This is a genomic window from Pseudomonas sp. LB-090624 (assembly GCF_003205205.1).
Taxonomy (GTDB): Bacteria; Pseudomonadota; Gammaproteobacteria; order Pseudomonadales; family Pseudomonadaceae; genus Aquipseudomonas.
This window is the reverse complement of sequence record NZ_QJRL01000002.1, coordinates 239,011-257,087: the sequence shown is the minus strand read 5'-3', so window position 1 is coordinate 257,087 and position 18,077 is coordinate 239,011. Positions and strand designations below refer to the sequence as shown.

Genomic DNA, 18,077 nt, shown 5'->3' with positions numbered 1-18,077 from the left:
CGGTTTAATTCGATAATTAGCAAAATCCAGAAGGCGGTTTGAAGCTGAGCTTAACAATGAAGACAGGCAATCTGAGCGATCTAGTGGTCTTCGTGGCGGTGGCCAGGGAGCGCAATTTCACCCGGGCGGCGGCATGGTTGGGTGTGTCACCCTCAGCCGTTAGCCAGACGATACGGGGCCTGGAGGAGCGTCTCGGCGTTCGGCTCCTCACCCGCAGCACCCGGAGCGTCACGCGAACGGAGGCGGGGGACCGATTACTACGCGATATCGCGCCACTGTTGGATCAAATCAATGGTCACCTTGGTGCGCTGTCAGCGTTCGGTCAACACCCGTCAGGGACGGTGCGCATTACTGCCGACGAGTACGCCGTCCGGCACGTTCTTTGGCCAAAGCTGCGACCCGTGATTGAGTCCTACCCAGATATCGCGATTGAATTGATGACGGATTATGGTCTGACTGACATCGTTGCCGACCGATTTGACGCGGGTGTACGTTTGGGCGGGATCATTGATGCCGACATGGTGGCTGTGCCCATTGGGCCGCCCATGCGCATGGTTACACTAGCCTCACCCGACTACCTGAAGCGTTACGGCGCACCCCGGCGACCTGAAGAGCTGATAACCCATCGTTGCATCAACTTGCGCTTGCCTACGCACGGCGGCGTCTATCCATGGGAGTTCACCCGCGATGGCAGCGAGTTTCGTGTTCGCGTGCAAGGGCCCCTGATCATGAACAGCTCGCTGCAGATACTCGATGCTTGTCTGGCTGGGGTCGGGCTGGCCCAGGTTACCGATGCGCACGCGCAGGAATACCTCAACAGCGGCGCGCTTGAAGAGGTATTGGCGGACTGGTCAGAAATGTTCCCTGGCTATCACCTCTATTACCCCACACGCCGACAGCAAACGGCGGCGTTCAGGGTAGTCCTGGACGCGCTGCGCAGGGAATAGTTGCGGCCGTGACGTCTGCATTTCCGACAGCTCATCAGCGTGTCGCTCATGGGGTGCCTTCCTTATCAAGGCCCCGTCGTAGGGCGCAAAGGTACCTCGCGCCCCCGCGTCAGTGAAGGTCTGCGCCGTTTCCAGTCACACGCGCCAAGACCAAAAAACCGGATCCTGCCCGAGAGCGAAGCGCATCAATGCGCGCAGCGGCTCGTATCCCCTTGCTCGGCAGGTGCCTTGCGCGCCGCCGCCAGAATGGTCGCCAGCACGATCAGCGCTGCACCCGCAGCCATGCGCAGGCTTGGCTGGTCACCAAACAACCACCACGCCCCGATGATCGCGTACACCGGCTCCAGCGCAATGATCATACCGGCAGTACGCGCCTCCAGCCCCTCCAGGCTTTTCACGAACAGGAACTGCGACAGCCCGGTGCAGAACACCCCCAGCAATGCCAGGTTGACCCAGTCACTGCCGCCCAGGCTGGTATTACCCAGGTGCGTAAAGGCAAATGGCGCCACCAGCACAGCCACCACCACGTTCTGCCAGAACGCCACCTGCATGGCATTCATGCTCGACCCGTTACGGCGGTTGGCCACAGTCAGCAGGGCGAACGCCAGGCCCGAACCCAGCCCCCAGAGCAGGCCGATGGTGCCCTTGTCGAGCAGGTCGAAGGTTGGCACCACCAGCACCAGGCCTGCGGTGACCACCAGCAACAGCAAACCTTGCACGGCACCGATGCGCTGGCCAAACACGCCGCGCTCAATCATGGCGATGAATGCCGGGAAGCTGGCAAAGCCCAAGGTTGCCACGGCAACGCCGCCCACTTTCACCGCAATGAAGAACGTTACCCAATGGGTAGCCAGCAGGGCGCCGGTCAACCCCAGAACCGGGAGGTTGCGCAGGGTCAGTGCGTCGAGCAGGCGCGTGCCTTTGAGCCCGGCAACGAAGCCTAGGGCGATGAAAGCGAAAGTGGCGCGGCCGAAGGTGATGATGCTGGCGTCGGCCTCGATCAGGTGACCGAGAATACCGGTCAGGCCGAACAGTACAGCGGCGATGTGGGCAACGCACAGGGCGTTGCGGTGGCCGGTGGCAGCACCGGCTACAGGGATGGACGTCGCGATCATGGCAGTCAAGTCTTCACAAGGTGGCGCGCGCATACACTCCCGGTTGCGCTACGCAGGTCTCTAATACTGGGAGTTTTATCGTTATGAGCCCGGACGAATTGCCCGGTGCAAAAGGGCGCCACAGCGTTGGAATTGTGAAGCGAGGCTGTTTTACTCGCGAATACCACACCGATCAGCCCACGGCGCGGGGCTAATCGATGTGTGTATTATCTTTGTATACAGGGTTCAAAGCCGATTGCGGGCGCCGTGTGCTTGTCTGTTCACGACATCGGATGTTGCCTTGCAGCGCCGCGTCACTCGTCGCCGTAGTTCATGATCGACAGCAGGCGGATCGGCACCTGCACCAGCCGCTCAGGGCCGTGCGGGGTTTCGCCATCGAAGGTCAGGCTGTCGCCGGCGTGCATGTGGTAGAGCTGGTTGCCGTGCCGGTACACCAGTTCACCCTCCAGCAAATGGAGGAACTCGGTGCCTGGGTGGGCGAAGGTTGGAAACTCCTCGCTGGCGTCGTCCATGCTCACCATATAAGCCTCGAAATTCTTCTTCGGCCCCCTGGCGTGATTGAGCAAATGGTAGGTGTGGCCTTTCTCGGTGCCGCGGCGGACCACTTCCAGGCCTTCACCTGCTTTTACCAGCAGGGCATTGCCATCGGGCTGGTCGTACTGGCTGAACAGCTTGGCCATCGGCATGCCGAGCACATCGCACAGGCGGCTCAGGGTTTCGAGGCTGGTGGATACCTGCGCATTCTCGATCTTGCTCAACATGCCTTGGCTGATGCCGGCGATGCGGGCTACATCAGCCAGCTTGAGGGATTGGGCCTGGCGCTGGCGCTTGATCTGCAGGCCCAGGTATTGCTCCAGGCGAAGGCGCGGTTCGGTTTCGGTCGACATCGAAGGTCCTGCACGGTTTCAGTTCAAGAATAAAGATTTCGCACTGGGAAAGTGCGCAATGCATTGGCATCTGCTGTGGCTTTCCTCGCACGAAAACAAGTTTCCCATAACCCGAGCATAAAAACCTGTCTGGATTTTGTGTTACCCAGGCTGGACTCATCGCGGGTAAACCCGCGCCTGCAGGGGCCTGCACTGCCTGCGGGGGCGCTGGTTCAACCGCAAAGAGCCCAGGCCAGGCAGCACCGAACGCGCACCCAGGACGAAGTTGGCAAGCGCATTGCATTCCTGTGAGGAAAGTAAGTTTCCCAAGCGGAATCATTGCCCCTCACCCAGGAGTGTTCACCCCATGTTGCCAGCAGACACCCAGCGCACCCTCGACCAGCACGGTATCAAGTACGTGCTGGCACAGTTCGTCGATATCCATGGCTCGGCGAAGACCAAGTCGGTGCCGGTCTCGGGCCTGAAAATGGTCGCCGAGGAGGGCGCCGGTTTTGCCGGGTTCGCCATCTGCGGCATGGGCATGGAGCCGCACGGCCCGGACTTCATGGCACGCGGCGACCTGTCGACCTTGATTCCGGTGCCATGGCAACCCGGTTATGGCCGGGTGGTTTGCGTGGGCCACGTCAACGGCCAGCCTTGGCCCTACGACAGCCGCTTTGTGTTGCAGCAGCAGGTGCAGCGCCTGGCTGACAAGGGGTGGACCCTGAACACCGGCCTCGAGCCCGAGTTCAGCCTGTTCCGCCGCGACGAGGGCGGCAAGCTGCAGCTGGTAGACGCTTCCGACAACCTCGACAAGCCTTGCTACGACTACAAAGGCCTTTCACGCTCGCGCCTGTTCCTGGAACGCCTGACCGAAGCGTTGCAACCAGTGGGCTTCGACATCTACCAGATCGACCACGAAGACGCCAACGGCCAGTTCGAAATCAACTACACCTACAGCGACGCCATGGAGTCGGCCGACCGCTTCACATTCTTCCGCATGGCCGCCGGCGAGATCGCCAATGACCTGGGGATGATCTGCTCGTTCATGCCCAAGCCCGACCCCAAGCGCGCCGGCAATGGCATGCACTTCCACCTGTCACTGGCCAGCAGTAGCAACAAGAACCTGTTCCACGACCCGTCGGACAGCAGTGGCATGGGCCTGTCAAAACTGGCCTATCACTTTGCCGCAGGCCTGTTGGCCCATGGGCCGGCGCTGTGCGCCTTCGCTGCACCGACGGTGAACTCCTACAAACGCCTGGTGGTTGGCCGCTCGCTGTCTGGAGCCACCTGGGCTCCGGCGTTCGTCGCCTACGGTGCCAACAACCGCTCGGCGATGGTGCGCATTCCCTATGGCCGCCTGGAGTTCCGCCTGCCGGACGCCGGCTGCAACCCGTATCTGGTCACCGCCGCGATCATCGCAGCCGGCCTGGATGGTATCGACCGCCAGCTGGAGCCGGGCGAGATGTGCAACGAGAACCTCTACAACCTGAGCCTGGAGGAGATCGCCGCGCGCGGGATCAAGACCCTGCCGCAGTCGTTGAAGGAAGCCGCCGATGCCCTGGAGGCGGACCCGCTGTTCCGCGAGGTCCTCGGCGCCGAGATCGTCGACGAGTTCATCAAGCTCAAGCGCATGGAGTGGGTGGAGTACTGCCGCCATGTCTCCGACTGGGAGATCCAGCGCTACACCGAGTTCTTCTGACCGCCAACCCTATCCCTGGGTAGCCGCGTACGCGGCGGCCACCCACTGCCTAGAAGGAGCATCACCATGTGTGGAATCGTAGGTCTTTACCTGAAGAAGCCTGAGCTGGAAGCCCAGCTTGGCAAGCTCTTCGAACCCATGCTCGAAGCCATGACCGACCGAGGCCCGGACAGCGCCGGTTTTGCCATCTACGGCGATGAAGTGGCCGATGGCTGGGTCAAGCTGACCCTGCAAGCCACGGATCCCGACTACCCCTGGACCCGCTTGATGGGCCAGTTGGAAGGGCGCCTGGGCTGCTCGCTGGACTGGTTCCAGAATGCCAGCGCCGCGGTGCTGAAAGTACATACCGGCGAGGCCGCAGCGCGCCAGGCCTTGAGCGAACTGGCGCCGGACGTACGCATCATGAGCGCCGGCCAGAGCATCGAAATTCTCAAGGGCATGGGCCTGCCGGCAGAAATTTCCAGCCGCTTCGGCCTGGCGAGCATGAAGGGTAGCCACATCATCGGCCATACCCGCATGGCCACCGAAAGTGCCGTGACCATGGAAGGCAGCCACCCGTTTTCCACCGGCGCCGACCTGTGCCTGGTGCACAACGGGTCGCTGTCCAACCACTTCCGCCTGCGCCAGGTGCTCAAGCGCGAAGGCATCAGTTTCGAAACCGACAACGACACTGAAGTGGCCGCCGGCTACCTGACCTGGCGCCTGCAGCAGGGCGACAGCCTGGCCCAGGCCCTGGACGGCGCGCTGGAGGACCTGGACGGCTTCTTCACTTTCGCCATCGGCACTCGCAATGGCTTTGCCGTGATTCGCGACCCGATTGCCTGCAAGCCGGCCGTGCTGGCCGAGACCGACGACTATGTGGCGATGGCCTCGGAGTACCAGGCCCTGGCCGGCCTGCCGGGCATCGAGCACGCCAAGGTCTGGGAGCCGGCGCCGGCCACCTTGTACGTCTGGGAGCGCGAAAGCGCCTGACTTCCCACCGAACCCCTGGAGAACCTTATGAAGACGATTGACCTTTCCAGCACTTCGGTGCGTGTCCTGAACGAGTCTTTGCACGGCGAGGTGCAAGATCACGAATGGCGGGTGACTCACCCTGACGGCAAGCACAACCTGGCCGTGGGCATTAATGCTGAGGTGGCCGTGGATATCGAAGGCCACGCTGGCTACTACTGTGCCGGCATGAACCAGCAGGCCAGCGTCACGGTGCATGGCAACGTGGGTGTCGGCGTGGCCGAGAACATGATGTCCGGTTCGGTACGGGTCAAGGGCAGCGCTTCGCAGGCCGCTGGCGCGACTGCCCATGGCGGGCTGCTGGTGATCGAGGGTGATGCCGGTGCGCGCTGTGGCATCTCGATGAAGGGCGTGGATATCGTGGTGGGCGGCAGCATCGGCCATATGAGCTGCTTCATGGGCCAGGCCGGGCGCCTGGTCGTGTGCGGTGATGCCGGCGATGCGCTGGGCGACTCGCTGTACGAGGTGCGTATCTACGTCAAGGGCTCAGTGCAGTCGCTGGGTTCGGACTGCATCGAGAAAGAGATGCGCGCCGAGCACCTGCAAGAGTTGCAGGCGCTATTGGACAAGGCCGGCCTGACGCACAAGGCCGCCGATTTCAAACGCTACGGCTCGGCCCGCCAGCTGTACAACTTCAAAGTCGACAACGCCAGCGCGTACTGATCCAGGAGCATTCCCATGAGCGAGCAATTCCCCCCGGTACTGCGTGAGTCGGCCACCTTCGACCGCCTGACCATCCAGGAAATCCAGCGTGCCGCCGAAACCGGCATCTATGACATCCGCGGCGGCGGCACCAAGCGCCGCGTGCCGCACTTTGACGACCTGCTGCTGCTCGGTGCCAGCGTGTCGCGCTACCCGCTGGAAGGCTACCGCGAGAAGTGCGGTACCGACGTGGTGCTGGGTAACCGCTTTGCCAAAAAGCCGATCCACCTGAAGATCCCGGTGACCATCGCCGGCATGAGCTTCGGCGCGCTGTCGGCCAACGCCAAGGAGGCCCTGGGCCGTGGCGCGACAATCGCTGGTACCAGTACCACCACCGGCGACGGCGGCATGACCCCGGAGGAGCGCGGCCAGTCGCAGCACCTGGTGTACCAGTACCTGCCGTCACGCTACGGCATGAACCCCGACGACTTGCGCAAGGCCGACGCCATCGAGATCGTCCTTGGCCAGGGTGCCAAGCCGGGCGGTGGCGGCATGCTGCTGGGCATGAAAGTGACCGAGCGGGTGGCCGGCATGCGTACCTTGCCGATCGGCGTGGACCAGCGCAGTGCCTGCCGCCACCCGGACTGGACCGGCCCGGATGACTTGGCCATCAAGATTGCCGAGATCCGCGAGATCACCGACTGGGAAAAACCCATCTACGTGAAGATCGGCGCCAGCCGCCCGTACTACGACGTCAAGCTGGCGGTGAAAGCGGGTGCCGATGTGATCGTGCTCGATGGCATGCAGGGTGGTACGGCTGCAACCCAGGAAGTGTTCATCGAGCACGTTGGCATCCCGATCTTGCCGGCTATTCCCCAGGCGGTGCAGGCGCTGCAGGAAATGGGTATGCACCGCAAGGTGCAGCTGATCGTCTCGGGGGGTATCCGTAACGGTGCCGATGTGGCCAAGGCCATGGCCTTGGGGGCGGATGCGGTGGCGATTGGCACGGCGGCGCTGATTGCCCTGGGCGACAACCACCCGCGGCTGGACAGCGAGCTGAAGAAGATCGGTTCGGCGGCAGGGTTCTATGACGACTGGCAGAACGGTCGCGACCCGGCCGGGATTACCACTCAGGACCCGGAGCTGGCCAAGCGGCTGAACCCGGAGGAAGCCGGGCGGCGGCTGGCCAACTACTTGCGGGTACTGGTGCTGGAGGCGCAGACCATGGCGCGGGCGTGTGGCAAGTCGCATCTGCACAACCTTGACCCGGAGGACTTGGTGGCGTTGACCGTCGAGGCGGCGGCCATGGCCCGGGTGCCGTTGGCAGGGACCACGTGGGTGCCGGGCCAGGCGCAGTATTGAGTTGACCCTCGGGGGACTGCGAAGCAGCCCCCCATTCGCACAGGAGTGACCCATGAAGCATACCCTTGCTGTTGTGCTGCTCGCGTTGACGCCATTGGCCTACGCCGCCGAACCCACTCTGGACACCGGCAATACCGCCTGGATGATCTGCGCCGCGATGTTCGTGTTGATGATGTGCATCCCTGGCCTTGCGCTGTTCTATGGCGGCATGGTGCGGGCGAAGAACTTTCTTTCGGTATTTACCCAGCTGTTCGCCGTGGCCGGTGTCATCGGCATTCTCTGGGTGCTGTTCGGCTACAGCCTGGTGGTCGCTACCAGCGGCATGGTCGAAGGGCAGATCACCGTCAACAGCTTCATCGGCGGGCTGGACAAGGCCCTGATGCTCGACATCGGCCATGACAGCCTGGTCGGCACCATCCCCGAAGGCGTGTTCGCGGTGTTCCAGCTGACCTTCGCGATCATCACGCCGGCGCTGATTGCCGGTGGGTTTGCCGAACGCATGAAGTTCAGCGCTTCGCTGCTGTTCATGGCGGCGTGGTTCGTGCTGGTGTATGCGCCAATCGCCCACATGGTATGGGGCGGGCCGGGGGCATTGATGGTCAACTGGGGCGTCCTGGACTTTGCTGGCGGTACGGCGGTGCACATCAACTCTGGCGTGGCAGCCCTGGCGGCGGCGTTGATGCTGGGTAAGCGCAAGGGTTACCCGCAGGTGGCGATGCCGCCGCACAACCTCGGTTTCACCCTGGTAGGGGCAGGGTTATTGTGGGTGGGCTGGTTCGGCTTCAACGTCGGTTCAGGGCTTGCGGCCAACCAAGGGGCAGGGGTGGTGATGTTGGCGACCATGGTGGCGGCCTGTGCCGGGATTGTCGGCTGGTTGTTGACCGAACAGGTGATGCATGGTCGACCGACAGCGCTGGGTGCGGCTTCCGGTGCGCTGGCCGGACTGGTCGGAATCACACCAGCCTGTGCTTTTGTCGGGCCGTTGGGCGCGATAGTAATCGGCTTGTTGACTGGGGCGATCTGCTTCTTTGCCGTGACCCGGCTCAAGCAGGCGCTGGGGTATGACGACAGCCTCGATGTATTCGGGCTGCATGGTGTTGGCGGGATGATCGGGGCCGTGTTGACCGGTGTGTTTGCCGCGCCGTCGCTGGGCGGATATGTGGAAGGGGCTTCGCCGCTCGGGCAGGCGCTGATACAGCTCAAGGGCGTGGCGTTTACCGTTGTCTATTGCTTCGTGGTGAGCTGGGCGATTCTCGGGGCCATCAAGCTGACCGTGGGGCTGCGGGCCAGCCGAGAAGAGGAAGAGCAGGGGCTGGACCTGGCGGAGCACAATGAGCGGGCGTACAACCTCTGATTGATGCGGTGCCTGTGCCGGCCTTTTCGCAGCTTGACCCGCGAAAAGGCCGGCACCGATTCGATCAGTGCCCCATGGCCAACTTCGCACTGGTCTGCCGACGGCGGTAGGCGCTGTCACGGCTGGCCAGCCACCAGTACAGCGGCGAGGTCACTGCCAGGCCTACCAGCCACGACAGGTCAGCCCCGTTGATGTGCTCGGAAATCGGCCCGACGTACAGCGGTGTGTTCATGAACGGGATCTGCACCACGATACCGATCGCATAGGCGATCAATGCCTGCGGGTTGTAACGCCCGTAGACGCCGCCATCCACCTGGAAGATCGACTGAATGTCATAGTCGCCCTTGTGAATGGCATAGAAGTCGATCAGGTTGATTGCCGTCCATGGCACCAGCACCACCAGCAGCACCAGCACCATGTCGACGAAATGGCCGATGAAGTCTGCCGAGGCGAACACCGCCACCACGCAGCAGGCGGACAGCACGATCAGCGACAGCACCGCGCGGCTCTTGGCGGTCGGAATCCAGCGGTAGGCGAAGGTCTGCACCAGGGTGATGATCGACAGCACTGCGCCATACAGGTTGAGGGCGTTGTGGCTGATGACGCTGAGCAGGAACAGCACCAGCATGATCGGGCCGAGGGTGCCGGTGGCCAGCTTGACCGCGTCCATGGTGTCCATACCGGCCGGGATTGCCAGCACCGCCACGGCGCCGAAGATGAACGACAGGCTTGAACCCAGGGCTGAACCCAGGTAGGTAGTCCAGAAGGTCGAGCTGACTTTCACGTCTGCCGGCAGGTAGCGCGAGTAGTCCGACACGTAGGGTGCAAAGGCGATCTGCCACAGCGCCGCCAGCGACACGGTGGCCAGCCAGCCGGCCAAATTGAAGCCGCCGCGGGTGAGGAAGTCGTCGCTTTGCACATGGGTGAAGATGTAGCCGAACCCGACCACGATACCGATGCCCAGCACCCAGGTGCCGATGCGGTTGAGTACGTGGATGAAGCGGTAGCCGATGATGCCGATGATGCCCGAACCCAGCGCACCGATGACGATGCCGACCGGCACGGGTACGGCGTCGACCACGCCATGCAGCGACTTGCCGGCAAGCACGATGTTGGAGGCGAAGAAGCCGATGTACATGACCCCGGCGATCACCACCACCAGCAGCGCACCAAGGGTGCCGAACTGGGCGCGGCTCTGGATCATCTGCGGGATGCCCATCTGCGGGCCCTGGGCCGAGTGCAATGCCATCAGCACGCCACCGACCAGGTGACCGACGAGGATGGCGACGATGCCCCATACCAGGTTCAGGTGAAACAACTGCACCCCCAGCGCGCCGGTGACGATGGGCAGTGGCGCGATATTGCCGCCGAACCACAGTGTGAATAGATCCCTTACCTTTCCATGGCGGTCTTCCGGCGGCACATAGCCGATCGTGTGTTTTTCTATCAAGGGTGCCGAATTGGCTGCACTGGTCATGACTGACTCCAAGGCAAGGTAGGGCATAGGGAGCTGCCCGGGGGCGTGCCGGCGAAGGGCGACGCGTTCTTGTTGGAGCGATGATGCGGGGCGCTGGGGTAAGGGGAAATTAGTAAATATGTACCCATAAGCGTTAAAAAACCTAAGGCTGACAAAAGCTTAAGCGGCTGACAGTAGCAAGGAGGGTGCCAGCTGGTCGGAAGGCTTGGGCCAGAAGGGTTTGCTTGGGGGCGTGCAGGTTTGTGGTGGGCTGGAGTGGTGCGGTGTGCACGTTTACAGTGCAGGTGAAAAGGTTGCCTGTAGCGGCCTCTTCGCGGGTAAACACGCCGCCAGAGGTCCGGTGCGCTTTTCATAACCTGCCGTCAATGGGTGGGGGTTCAGCCGCTAAACAACCGCTGCGCTTCGACAATCTGCGGGATCTCAGCCAACGCCGCTTCAAAGTCAGCCACCGGCTGGCGGGTGACTTCGCGCAGGGTAACGAACACCAACGCGGCAAAATTCAGCCCCAGGGCGCTCGGTGCCAGGCGAGCGTGGTAGCCCATAATCGCCCCGGACTCCTAGCGCCCCAGGCTAACTGCCCAGCATCTGGCCAAGTACCTGGCACAATTGTTCTGCCGAATAGGGCTTGGCCAGAAAGGCGAACCCTTGATGGCCGCCTTCGGCAACCGCCTCGCTGTACCCCGAGGTCAGGATTATCGGCAACTGTGGACGCTGACGGCGTAGTTCACGGGCCAGCGCCAGGCCACCCATGCCGGGCATGATCACATCGGAAAACACCGCATCAAAATCACCCGCCGGGCCGGTAAGCTGTGCCAGCGCTTCTTCCGCCGAACGCGCATAGCTGATCCGGTAGCCCTGGTCTTCCAGGATCTGCGCAGTGAAGTTGCCCAGATCCGGGTTGTCTTCTACCACCAGTATCCGTCGCCGCCCGCCCTCTGCCTGCGGCTGGCGGGTCGCCGTGGCGTCTTCGGCGTGGTCTGCCGGTGGCGCCTGCTGCGGCAGGTACAGGGTGAAGGTGGTGCCCTGGCCGGGGATGCTGTGAACGTGCACATCGCCCCCTGACTGCTTGGCAAAGCCGAACACCTGTGACAAGCCAAGACCGGTGCCTTCACCCGGCGCCTTGGTGGTGAAGAACGGGTCGAAAATGCGCTCCAGCAATTCGTTGGCGATGCCGACGCCGCTGTCGCGCACTGATATCGCCGCGAACGGGCCTGGCTGCGGCGCATGGCCGCGCAGGCCGGGTAGCGGCTGGTCCGCTTGCAAGCGCAGTTGCAGGGTGCCTTCGCCGGCCATGGCATCGCGGCCATTGAGCATCAGGTTGATCACTGCGGTTTCCAGCTGGCTGAGGTCGGCGCGGATATGGCAGGGCGCCTGCGGCAGCTGCAAATCGATCTGGATGCGCGCACCGGTGGCGGTGTCGAGCATATCGGCCATGGCCTCCAGCCGTGCCCCGGCCTCGAACACCTCCGGGCTCAACGCCTGGCGGCGGGCAAATGCAAGCAGCTGGCCGGTCAGTTTGGCGCCACGGTCAACGGTGTCGGACATGGTCTTGAGATAGCGCTCGCGGCGTTTTTCGTCCAGGCTGGGGCGTTGCAGAAAGTGCAGTGACGAGCGAATGATGGTCAGCAGGTTGTTGAAGTCATGGGCCACGCCGCCGGTCAGCTGGCCGATCGCCTCCAGCTTGTGCGCCTGGCGCAATACGGCTTCGGTGTGCAGCAACTGGGTGGTGCGCTCCTCCACGCGGTGCTCCAGGGTGGCATTGAGCGCTTCCAGCGCCGCCATGGCTTCGCGAACCTCGGCGTTGGCCTGTACGCGCTGGATATGCGCCCAGCAGCGCTCGGTGACTTCGCTGATCAGCGCTTGCTCATAGTGGGTCCATGCCCGTGGTGCTTTATCGTGAATGGCCATCAGCGCGGTCAGCCGGCCGCCCTTGATCAGGGGCATGCAAATGGTCGCGGTAATGCCGATTGCCTGGAAGGTGGCCGCTTCCTCAGGGGCCAGCTCGCGAAGATTGTCGTTGATCACCAGGGCCTGGCCGCTGCGCAGGCGGCTGACTGCCAGGTGGCCGAAGTCGCGCAGCTGATATTGCCCGACAAGGTGCGGCGAGCCGGGTGCTACCGCGTCGCCACAAATGGTGAAGCCGTCCTCGTCGGGATCCATGACTGCGTAGGCGCAACTCGACAACTGCAGGTGCTCGAGGAGTCGGCGGGTGGTGATGGCGAGCACATGGTCCGGTTCGGTGGCATCGGCAATGCTGCGGCCAAGGTCGTCAAGGAACTTCAGGCGCTGGTTGGCCAGCACGTTGGCGGTGGTTTCGGTGACGGTATCGAGCATGCCCAGTACCTGGCCGTCGTGGCCACGGATAGGGCTGTAGCAGAAGGTGAAGTAGGCGCGTTCGGGCCCGCCATTGCGGTCGATGGTGAGCAAATAGTCTTCGATATAAACCGCTTCGCCAGCCAGCGCTCGTTGGGCCATGCTGCTGATGTCGGCCCAGGCTTCCTGCCACACTTCGCTGAAAGGCTTGCCAAGCGCCAGTGGCTTCTGCCCGAGGATCTGGGAGAAGGCGTCATTGTGCAGGGTAAGCAATTCCGGGCCCCAGAGCACTGCCTGCGGAAAGCGCGAGGCCAGGCACAGGGCCAGGGTAGTTTTCAGGGCGTCGGGCCAGGTGGGGAGGGGCCCCAGGGAAGTGTTTGTCCAGTCGTGATGGCGGATGCGCTCTGCCATCAAGCCGCCGCCGTCTAGCCATTTCGCCATATACGCTGCCGGTCCGTTTGCTCAAGGCCATTAGGGTGCACCGAGAATAGCCGCTTGGCGAGTGTTTTCGTGTTGCCGGTACCGGTCCTTGCCCGGCGCAGGCTAGCGCATGAAGTGCACTTTGCCGGTGTCGTCATTACCCATGTAAATGCCGTAAACCCCGGCCTGCCGTTCCAGGATGTAGCGCTCGAGAATCTGCCGGATCGCCGGGTAATAGATCTCGTCCCAAGGAATTTCATCCGGTTCGAAGAACTTGTAAGCCAGGGTCTCCGGGCCATACTGACCGGTCTCTTCAGTGGCGATGGCGCGGAAGATGATGTACACCTCGCTGATTTTCGGCACGCTGAAGATCGAGTAGGGCGAAACGATGTCGGCGCGCACGCCGCTTTCTTCCCAGACCTCGCGCAGCGCTGCCTGCTCGGTGGTTTCACCGGCCTCCATGAACCCGGCCGGCAATGTCCAGGTGCCGGGGCGCGGCGGGATGGCACGCTGGCACAGCAAGTACTTGCCCTCGCGCTCGATGATGCAGCCCGCGATGAGCTTCGGGTTGATGTAGTGGATGTAACCGCAGCCGGTGCAGTGCAGGCGTTCGTGGGTATCGCCTGTGGGAACGCCCCGGGCCAGTTCCGTGGTGCAGTGCGGGCAGTAGCGCGGGGCGTTGGGCATGGTCAGCGGCCTATACGAGGTTCCTTCAGGGCCAGGGGCTCGACGATGTCGCGCACCTTGGCGTTGTCATCCTGCTTCTGGCGCAGGTAGTCCAGGGCCACCTTGGCGGCAGCGCGGACATGATCGACCGAAGCCTGGTGCGCGACCAGCGGGTCGCCACCCTTGATGGCTTCGACGATTTTTTCCATTTCGCGGTTGCTGGCGCCGCGGCGGTTTTCTTGCGACACCGAAGTGGCCCGCAAGTAACTGATGCGTGCCTGCAACTGGCGCAACTGTTGCGCAGCCACCTGGTTGCCTGAACCCTCCAGCAGCACATCGTAGAAGCCTTGCACCGAATCCAGCACCTGTTGCAGCTCGCCCTCTTCCAGGGCCTCGCGGTTCACCTCCAGCGCGCGCTCAAGGGCGCGGATGTCCTTGGCCTTGGCGTTGAGGGTGAACAGCTGCACGATCAGGCCTTCGAGCACGCAGCGCAGCTCGTAGATGTCGCGGGCGTCTTCCAGGGTGATGATGGCCACCCGCGGCCCCTTGGCGTCGGCGAATTCCACCAGGCCTTCGGACTCCAGGTGCCGCAGCGCTTCACGCACCGAGGTGCGGCTGACGCCGAGGCGGTCGCAAAGGTCGCGCTCGACCAGGCGGTCGCCGGGCAGCAAATGGAAGTTCATGATCGCGGTGCGCAGCTTGTCGAGCACGATTTCGCGCAGGGTAACGGGGTTGCGGTTGACCTTGAAGCTGTCGTCGAGTGGCTGGCGTTTCATCAAGTGCGCTCTTAAAGAGGCTGCCCGGCCGCAACCGCAACAGCACCACGAACCTTGGGTGCTCCTTGCGTGGGTTCGAACAGCCCGGTGTTAACGGGTTGACTCCGCATCGGCTTCAGCGAACGCTTCGCGGGCCAGGCGGAAACTGTCCACCGCCGCGGGCACGCCGCAATAAATGCCGACCTGGAGCAGGATCTCGCGAATCTGTTCACGGCTCAGGCCATTGCGCAATGCGCCGCGAATGTGCAGCTTGAGCTCGTGGGGCCGGTTGAGCGCGGAAATCATGGCCAAGTTTATCATGCTGCGCTCCTTCAGCGAGAGGCCTTCGCGGCCCCAGACATGGCCCCAGCAGTATTCGGTGACCAGCTCTTGCAGCGGCTGGGTGAACGCGTCGGCGTTCTGGATCGAGCGGTTGACGTAGTCCTCGCCCAGCACCTGGGTACGGATCTGCAGGCCTTTCTCGTACTTTTCATTGCTCATGCGCAGTACTCCGGAATAAAACAGGGGCCGCAACCGAGGGTGAGACGATAGCGCGGCCCCCTAAAAACAGTACTATCGGTGTTGGCTTTGTCGCCGGTTCACTCGCGAACAGCCAACACCGATGCTCAAGGTGTCTCAGCCCAACGGCGGCAAGGCGCCCAGCTTGCCTTTGTGGTAGACCATGGGTGTCACCGGCTCGGCCGGCAGCACCAGGTTCTTCACCGCGCCAACGATGATCGCGTGGTCACCGCCGTCGTACTCGCGCCACAGTTCGCACTCGATGATCGCGGTGGCCTTGGTCAGCAGCGGGTTGCCCAGTTCGCTCAGCTGCCACTCGACACCCTTGGCCTTGTCCTTGCCCTTGCCGGCGAAGGCATAGGCCTCGGCGGTCTGGTCGGCAGACAGCAGGTGGATCGCAAACTGCTTGCTGTCGCGCAGGATCGGGTAGGTGTCCGAGGCGTAGTTGGGACAGAACAGCACCAGTGCCGGGTCGATCGACAGCGCGCTGAACGCGCTGGCGGTGATGCCGACGATGCCGCCGTCGGCGTCCAGGGTGGTGACAACCGTGACGCCGGACGGGAAGGAGCCCATCACGTCTTTGTAGATGCCGGGTTCGATCATCTCGTGCTACCTCTCAACGCATCACAAACGGGTCGGGCATCGGCGCGGTGGACAAGTTGATCCACACGGTCTTCAGCTCGGTATAGGCCAGCACCGAATCGATGCCGCTCTCACGGCCGTAGCCGCTGTTCTTGAAGCCACCGATCGGTGCCATGGCCGACACGGCGCGGTAGGTGTTGACCCAGATGATCCCCGAACGCACGTCACGGGCCAGGCGGTGGGCGCGGCCCAGGTCGCGGGTCCAGATGCCGGCAGCCAGGCCGAACTGCGAGTCGTTGGCAATTTCCAGGGCTTCTTCCTCGGTCTTGAAACGGATGACCGCAGCGACCGGGCCGAACACTTCTTCCTGCATGATGGTCATCGAATTGCTGTCGCATTCGAACAGGGTCGGCTCGTAGAACCAGCCATCGCCTTCGACCTCGGCACGCTTGCCACCCATGTGCAGCTTCGCGCCCTCGGCCTTGGCCGCAGCGACCAGGCCTTCGACCACGGCCAGTTGTTGTGCCGTGGCCATCGGGCCCATTTCGCTGGCGTCGTCCTGCGGGTTGCCGATGCGGATGCGCTTGGCGCGGGCGATCAGGCGCTCGACGAACTGGTCAAAAATCTCGTCCTGCACCAGCAGGCGCGAACCAGCCACGCAGCTTTGCCCGGAGGCGGCATAGATGCCGGCCACGGCGCCGTTGATGGCGCTGTCCAGATCGGCGTCGGCAAAGATGATGTTCGGCGACTTGCCGCCCAGCTCCAGCGACAGCTTGGCGAAGTTTTCGGCACTGCTGCGCACCACGTGGCGGGCGGTGGCCGCGCCGCCGGTGAAGGCGATCTTGCGCACCAGCGGGTGGCGAGTCAGCGCCGCGCCGGTGCTTGGCCCGTAACCGGTGACCACGTTGACCACGCCAGCCGGGAAACCGGCTTCAAGGGCCAGCCGGGCCAGTTCGAGGATGGTCGCCGAGGCGTGCTCGGACGGTTTCAGTACGATGGTGTTGCCGGCTGCCAGGGCCGGGGCCAGTTTGATCGCCGTGAGGTACAGCGGGCTGTTCCACGGGATGATGCCGGCGACCACGCCGATCGGCTCGTGCACGGTGTAGGCGAACAGGTCGGGCTTGTCCAGCGGCAGGGTGCCGCCTTCGAGCTTGTCGGCCAAGCCTGCGGTGTAGTGGAAGAACTCGGGCAGGTAGCCGACCTGGCCGCGGGTTTCGCGGATCAGCTTGCCGTTGTCACGGCTTTCCAGCTGGGCCAGGTGTTCCTTGTTCTCGGCAATCAGGTCACCCAGGCGACGCAGCAACTTGCCGCGTGCAGTGGCAGTGATGCTGCGCCATTCCTTGCTGTCGAAGGCACGCTGGGCGGCCTGTACGGCCAGCTCGACATCGGCTTCGTCGGCATCGGGCAGTTGCGCCCAGGCCTGGGCAGTGGCCGGGTTGAGGCTGTCGAAGGTCTTGCCGCTCTGGGCATCGCGCCATTGGCCGTCGATGCACATCTGGAAACGAACGAGGGTCATGCAACAATCCCCTTGGCGGATTCGGTGAGGGTGCGGGCTTGGGTGAGGAAGTCCAGCAGCATCTTGTTGACTTCACGCGGTGCTTCCACCGGCATCATATGCCGTTGCTCGGCGAGGACCACACTGTGTGCGCCAGGAATGCTGGCGGCGAGCTGGCGGGTCATGGCCGGGGTGGAGCCCGAGTCGAGTTCGCCGGTGGCGATCAGCGTCGGCACCTGGATACTGCCCAGGTCGCCTGCGCGGTACATGTCCTGAGTGGCGAACAGCGAATAAGTGGTGTGGTAGCCCTGCGGGTCGTTGCTCGCCAGCACCTGGCGGATGGCAGCGACCTGCGCCGGGTTGGCAGCCTTGTATTCACGGCTGAACCAGCGGTCGAGCGCTGCATCGACGTTGGCGTCAGGGCCTAGCTCTGCAGCCTGGGCGGCGCGGGCGATGACGCCGGCACTCTGCTCGGGGCTGCGGTTGAACACGCTGTTGAGCACGACCAAGGCGGCCAGGCGCTGTGGGTAGTTGAGCGCAAAGGCGCGGGCGACCAGGCCGCCCATGGAAAAACCGATCACGGTGGCTTGGGCAATTTGCAGGTGGTCGAGCAGTTCGGCGAGCTGGTCGGCGTAGCCCTCCAGCGGCGTGTCTGCGGCCGGTACACGGCTTTGGCCGTGGCCGAGCATATCGTAGGCAATGACGCGGTAGTCGTTGGCCAGGCCAACGAACTGACCGCCCCACATTTCCTTGTTCAGGCCCACGCCGTGGATCAATACCACGGGTTGGCCCTGGCCGACGGACAGGTAGCTGGTGCCGGCAGGTGTGCGTTCAGCGACAGGCTGAATCAT

16 protein-coding genes and 1 pseudogene are annotated in these 18,077 nt (G+C 63.3%); 6 read left to right on the top strand and 11 right to left on the bottom strand.

Annotated elements, in window-relative coordinates:
- Positions 1 to 56 precede the first annotated feature (56 nt).
- Complete coding sequence (locus tag DMX11_RS03145; RefSeq protein WP_110743174.1) at positions 57 to 947, top strand: LysR family transcriptional regulator; 891 nt, start codon at positions 57 to 59, stop codon at positions 945 to 947.
- Positions 948 to 1,132: 185 nt separating this feature from the next.
- Here DMX11_RS03145 and DMX11_RS03140 read toward each other — a convergent pair whose 3' ends face one another.
- Both DMX11_RS03140 and DMX11_RS03135 read right to left on the bottom strand, forming a co-directional pair.
- Positions 1,133 to 2,062, bottom strand: coding sequence for a DMT family transporter (locus DMX11_RS03140; protein ID WP_110743173.1), 930 nt, complete (start codon positions 2,060 to 2,062; stop codon positions 1,133 to 1,135).
- A gap of 293 nt (positions 2,063 to 2,355) precedes the next feature.
- The gene (locus tag DMX11_RS03135) at positions 2,356 to 2,949 is read right to left on the bottom strand and encodes a helix-turn-helix domain-containing protein (protein WP_110743172.1); all 594 of its coding nucleotides are present in this window, start codon (positions 2,947 to 2,949) and stop codon (positions 2,356 to 2,358) included.
- Between the two features lie 346 nt (positions 2,950 to 3,295).
- Here DMX11_RS03135 and glnT point away from each other — a divergent pair, with 346 nt between their 5' ends.
- From glnT to DMX11_RS03110, 5 genes are all read left to right on the top strand, one after another.
- Positions 3,296 to 4,630: a type III glutamate--ammonia ligase gene (gene glnT / locus DMX11_RS03130; protein ID WP_110743171.1), complete on the top strand. Its 1,335-nt coding sequence runs from the start codon at positions 3,296 to 3,298 to the stop codon at positions 4,628 to 4,630.
- Between the two features lie 66 nt (positions 4,631 to 4,696).
- Positions 4,697 to 5,602, top strand: coding sequence for a glutamine amidotransferase family protein (locus DMX11_RS03125; protein WP_110743170.1), 906 nt, complete (start codon positions 4,697 to 4,699; stop codon positions 5,600 to 5,602).
- A gap of 27 nt (positions 5,603 to 5,629) precedes the next feature.
- A complete protein-coding gene (locus tag DMX11_RS03120; protein WP_110743169.1) occupies positions 5,630 to 6,304 on the top strand; it encodes a protein glxC in 675 nt (224 codons plus the stop codon).
- Between the two features lie 15 nt (positions 6,305 to 6,319).
- Positions 6,320 to 7,645: an FMN-binding glutamate synthase family protein gene (locus DMX11_RS03115; protein ID WP_110743168.1), complete on the top strand. Its 1,326-nt coding sequence runs from the start codon at positions 6,320 to 6,322 to the stop codon at positions 7,643 to 7,645.
- Positions 7,646 to 7,697: 52 nt separating this feature from the next.
- Positions 7,698 to 8,999 (top strand): ammonium transporter, encoded by a 1,302-nt coding sequence (locus DMX11_RS03110; protein WP_110743167.1) that lies wholly within the window; start codon positions 7,698 to 7,700, stop codon positions 8,997 to 8,999.
- A 64-nt stretch (positions 9,000 to 9,063) separates the two neighbouring features.
- Here the strand turns inward: DMX11_RS03110 and DMX11_RS03105 are convergent, their stop codons facing one another.
- The 9 genes and pseudogenes from DMX11_RS03105 to DMX11_RS03065 all read right to left on the bottom strand — a co-directional run bounded on the left by DMX11_RS03105 (position 9,064) and on the right by DMX11_RS03065 (position 18,077).
- Positions 9,064 to 10,476, bottom strand: coding sequence for a cytosine permease (locus DMX11_RS03105; protein ID WP_110743166.1), 1,413 nt, complete (start codon positions 10,474 to 10,476; stop codon positions 9,064 to 9,066).
- Between the two features lie 386 nt (positions 10,477 to 10,862).
- Positions 10,863 to 11,033, bottom strand: a pseudogene (locus DMX11_RS03100) (AsnC family transcriptional regulator); the annotation flags it as partial.
- A 13-nt stretch (positions 11,034 to 11,046) separates the two neighbouring features.
- On the bottom strand, positions 11,047 to 13,230 hold the full coding sequence (locus DMX11_RS03095) for an ATP-binding protein (RefSeq protein WP_110743165.1): 2,184 nt from the start codon (positions 13,228 to 13,230) through the stop codon (positions 11,047 to 11,049).
- 102 nt (positions 13,231 to 13,332) lie between these two features.
- Positions 13,333 to 13,896: an NUDIX hydrolase gene (locus tag DMX11_RS03090; RefSeq protein WP_110743164.1), complete on the bottom strand. Its 564-nt coding sequence runs from the start codon at positions 13,894 to 13,896 to the stop codon at positions 13,333 to 13,335.
- Between the two features lie 2 nt (positions 13,897 to 13,898).
- Positions 13,899 to 14,651 carry a GntR family transcriptional regulator gene (locus DMX11_RS03085; protein ID WP_010954490.1) on the bottom strand — a complete coding sequence of 251 codons (753 nt, stop codon included), beginning with the start codon at positions 14,649 to 14,651 and terminating at the stop codon, positions 13,899 to 13,901.
- A gap of 90 nt (positions 14,652 to 14,741) precedes the next feature.
- Positions 14,742 to 15,131 (bottom strand): carboxymuconolactone decarboxylase family protein, encoded by a 390-nt coding sequence (locus DMX11_RS03080; protein ID WP_023535056.1) that lies wholly within the window; start codon positions 15,129 to 15,131, stop codon positions 14,742 to 14,744.
- A gap of 135 nt (positions 15,132 to 15,266) precedes the next feature.
- Positions 15,267 to 15,752 (bottom strand): flavin reductase family protein, encoded by a 486-nt coding sequence (locus tag DMX11_RS03075; RefSeq protein ID WP_110743163.1) that lies wholly within the window; start codon positions 15,750 to 15,752, stop codon positions 15,267 to 15,269.
- Positions 15,753 to 15,765: 13 nt separating this feature from the next.
- A complete protein-coding gene (locus DMX11_RS03070) occupies positions 15,766 to 17,247 on the bottom strand; it encodes an aldehyde dehydrogenase (protein ID WP_110743162.1) in 1,482 nt (493 codons plus the stop codon).
- Positions 17,244 to 18,077, bottom strand: a complete 834-nt coding sequence (locus tag DMX11_RS03065; RefSeq protein ID WP_110743161.1) for an alpha/beta fold hydrolase — start codon at positions 18,075 to 18,077, stop codon at positions 17,244 to 17,246. Before DMX11_RS03065 ends, DMX11_RS03070 begins: the two co-directional genes overlap by 4 nt.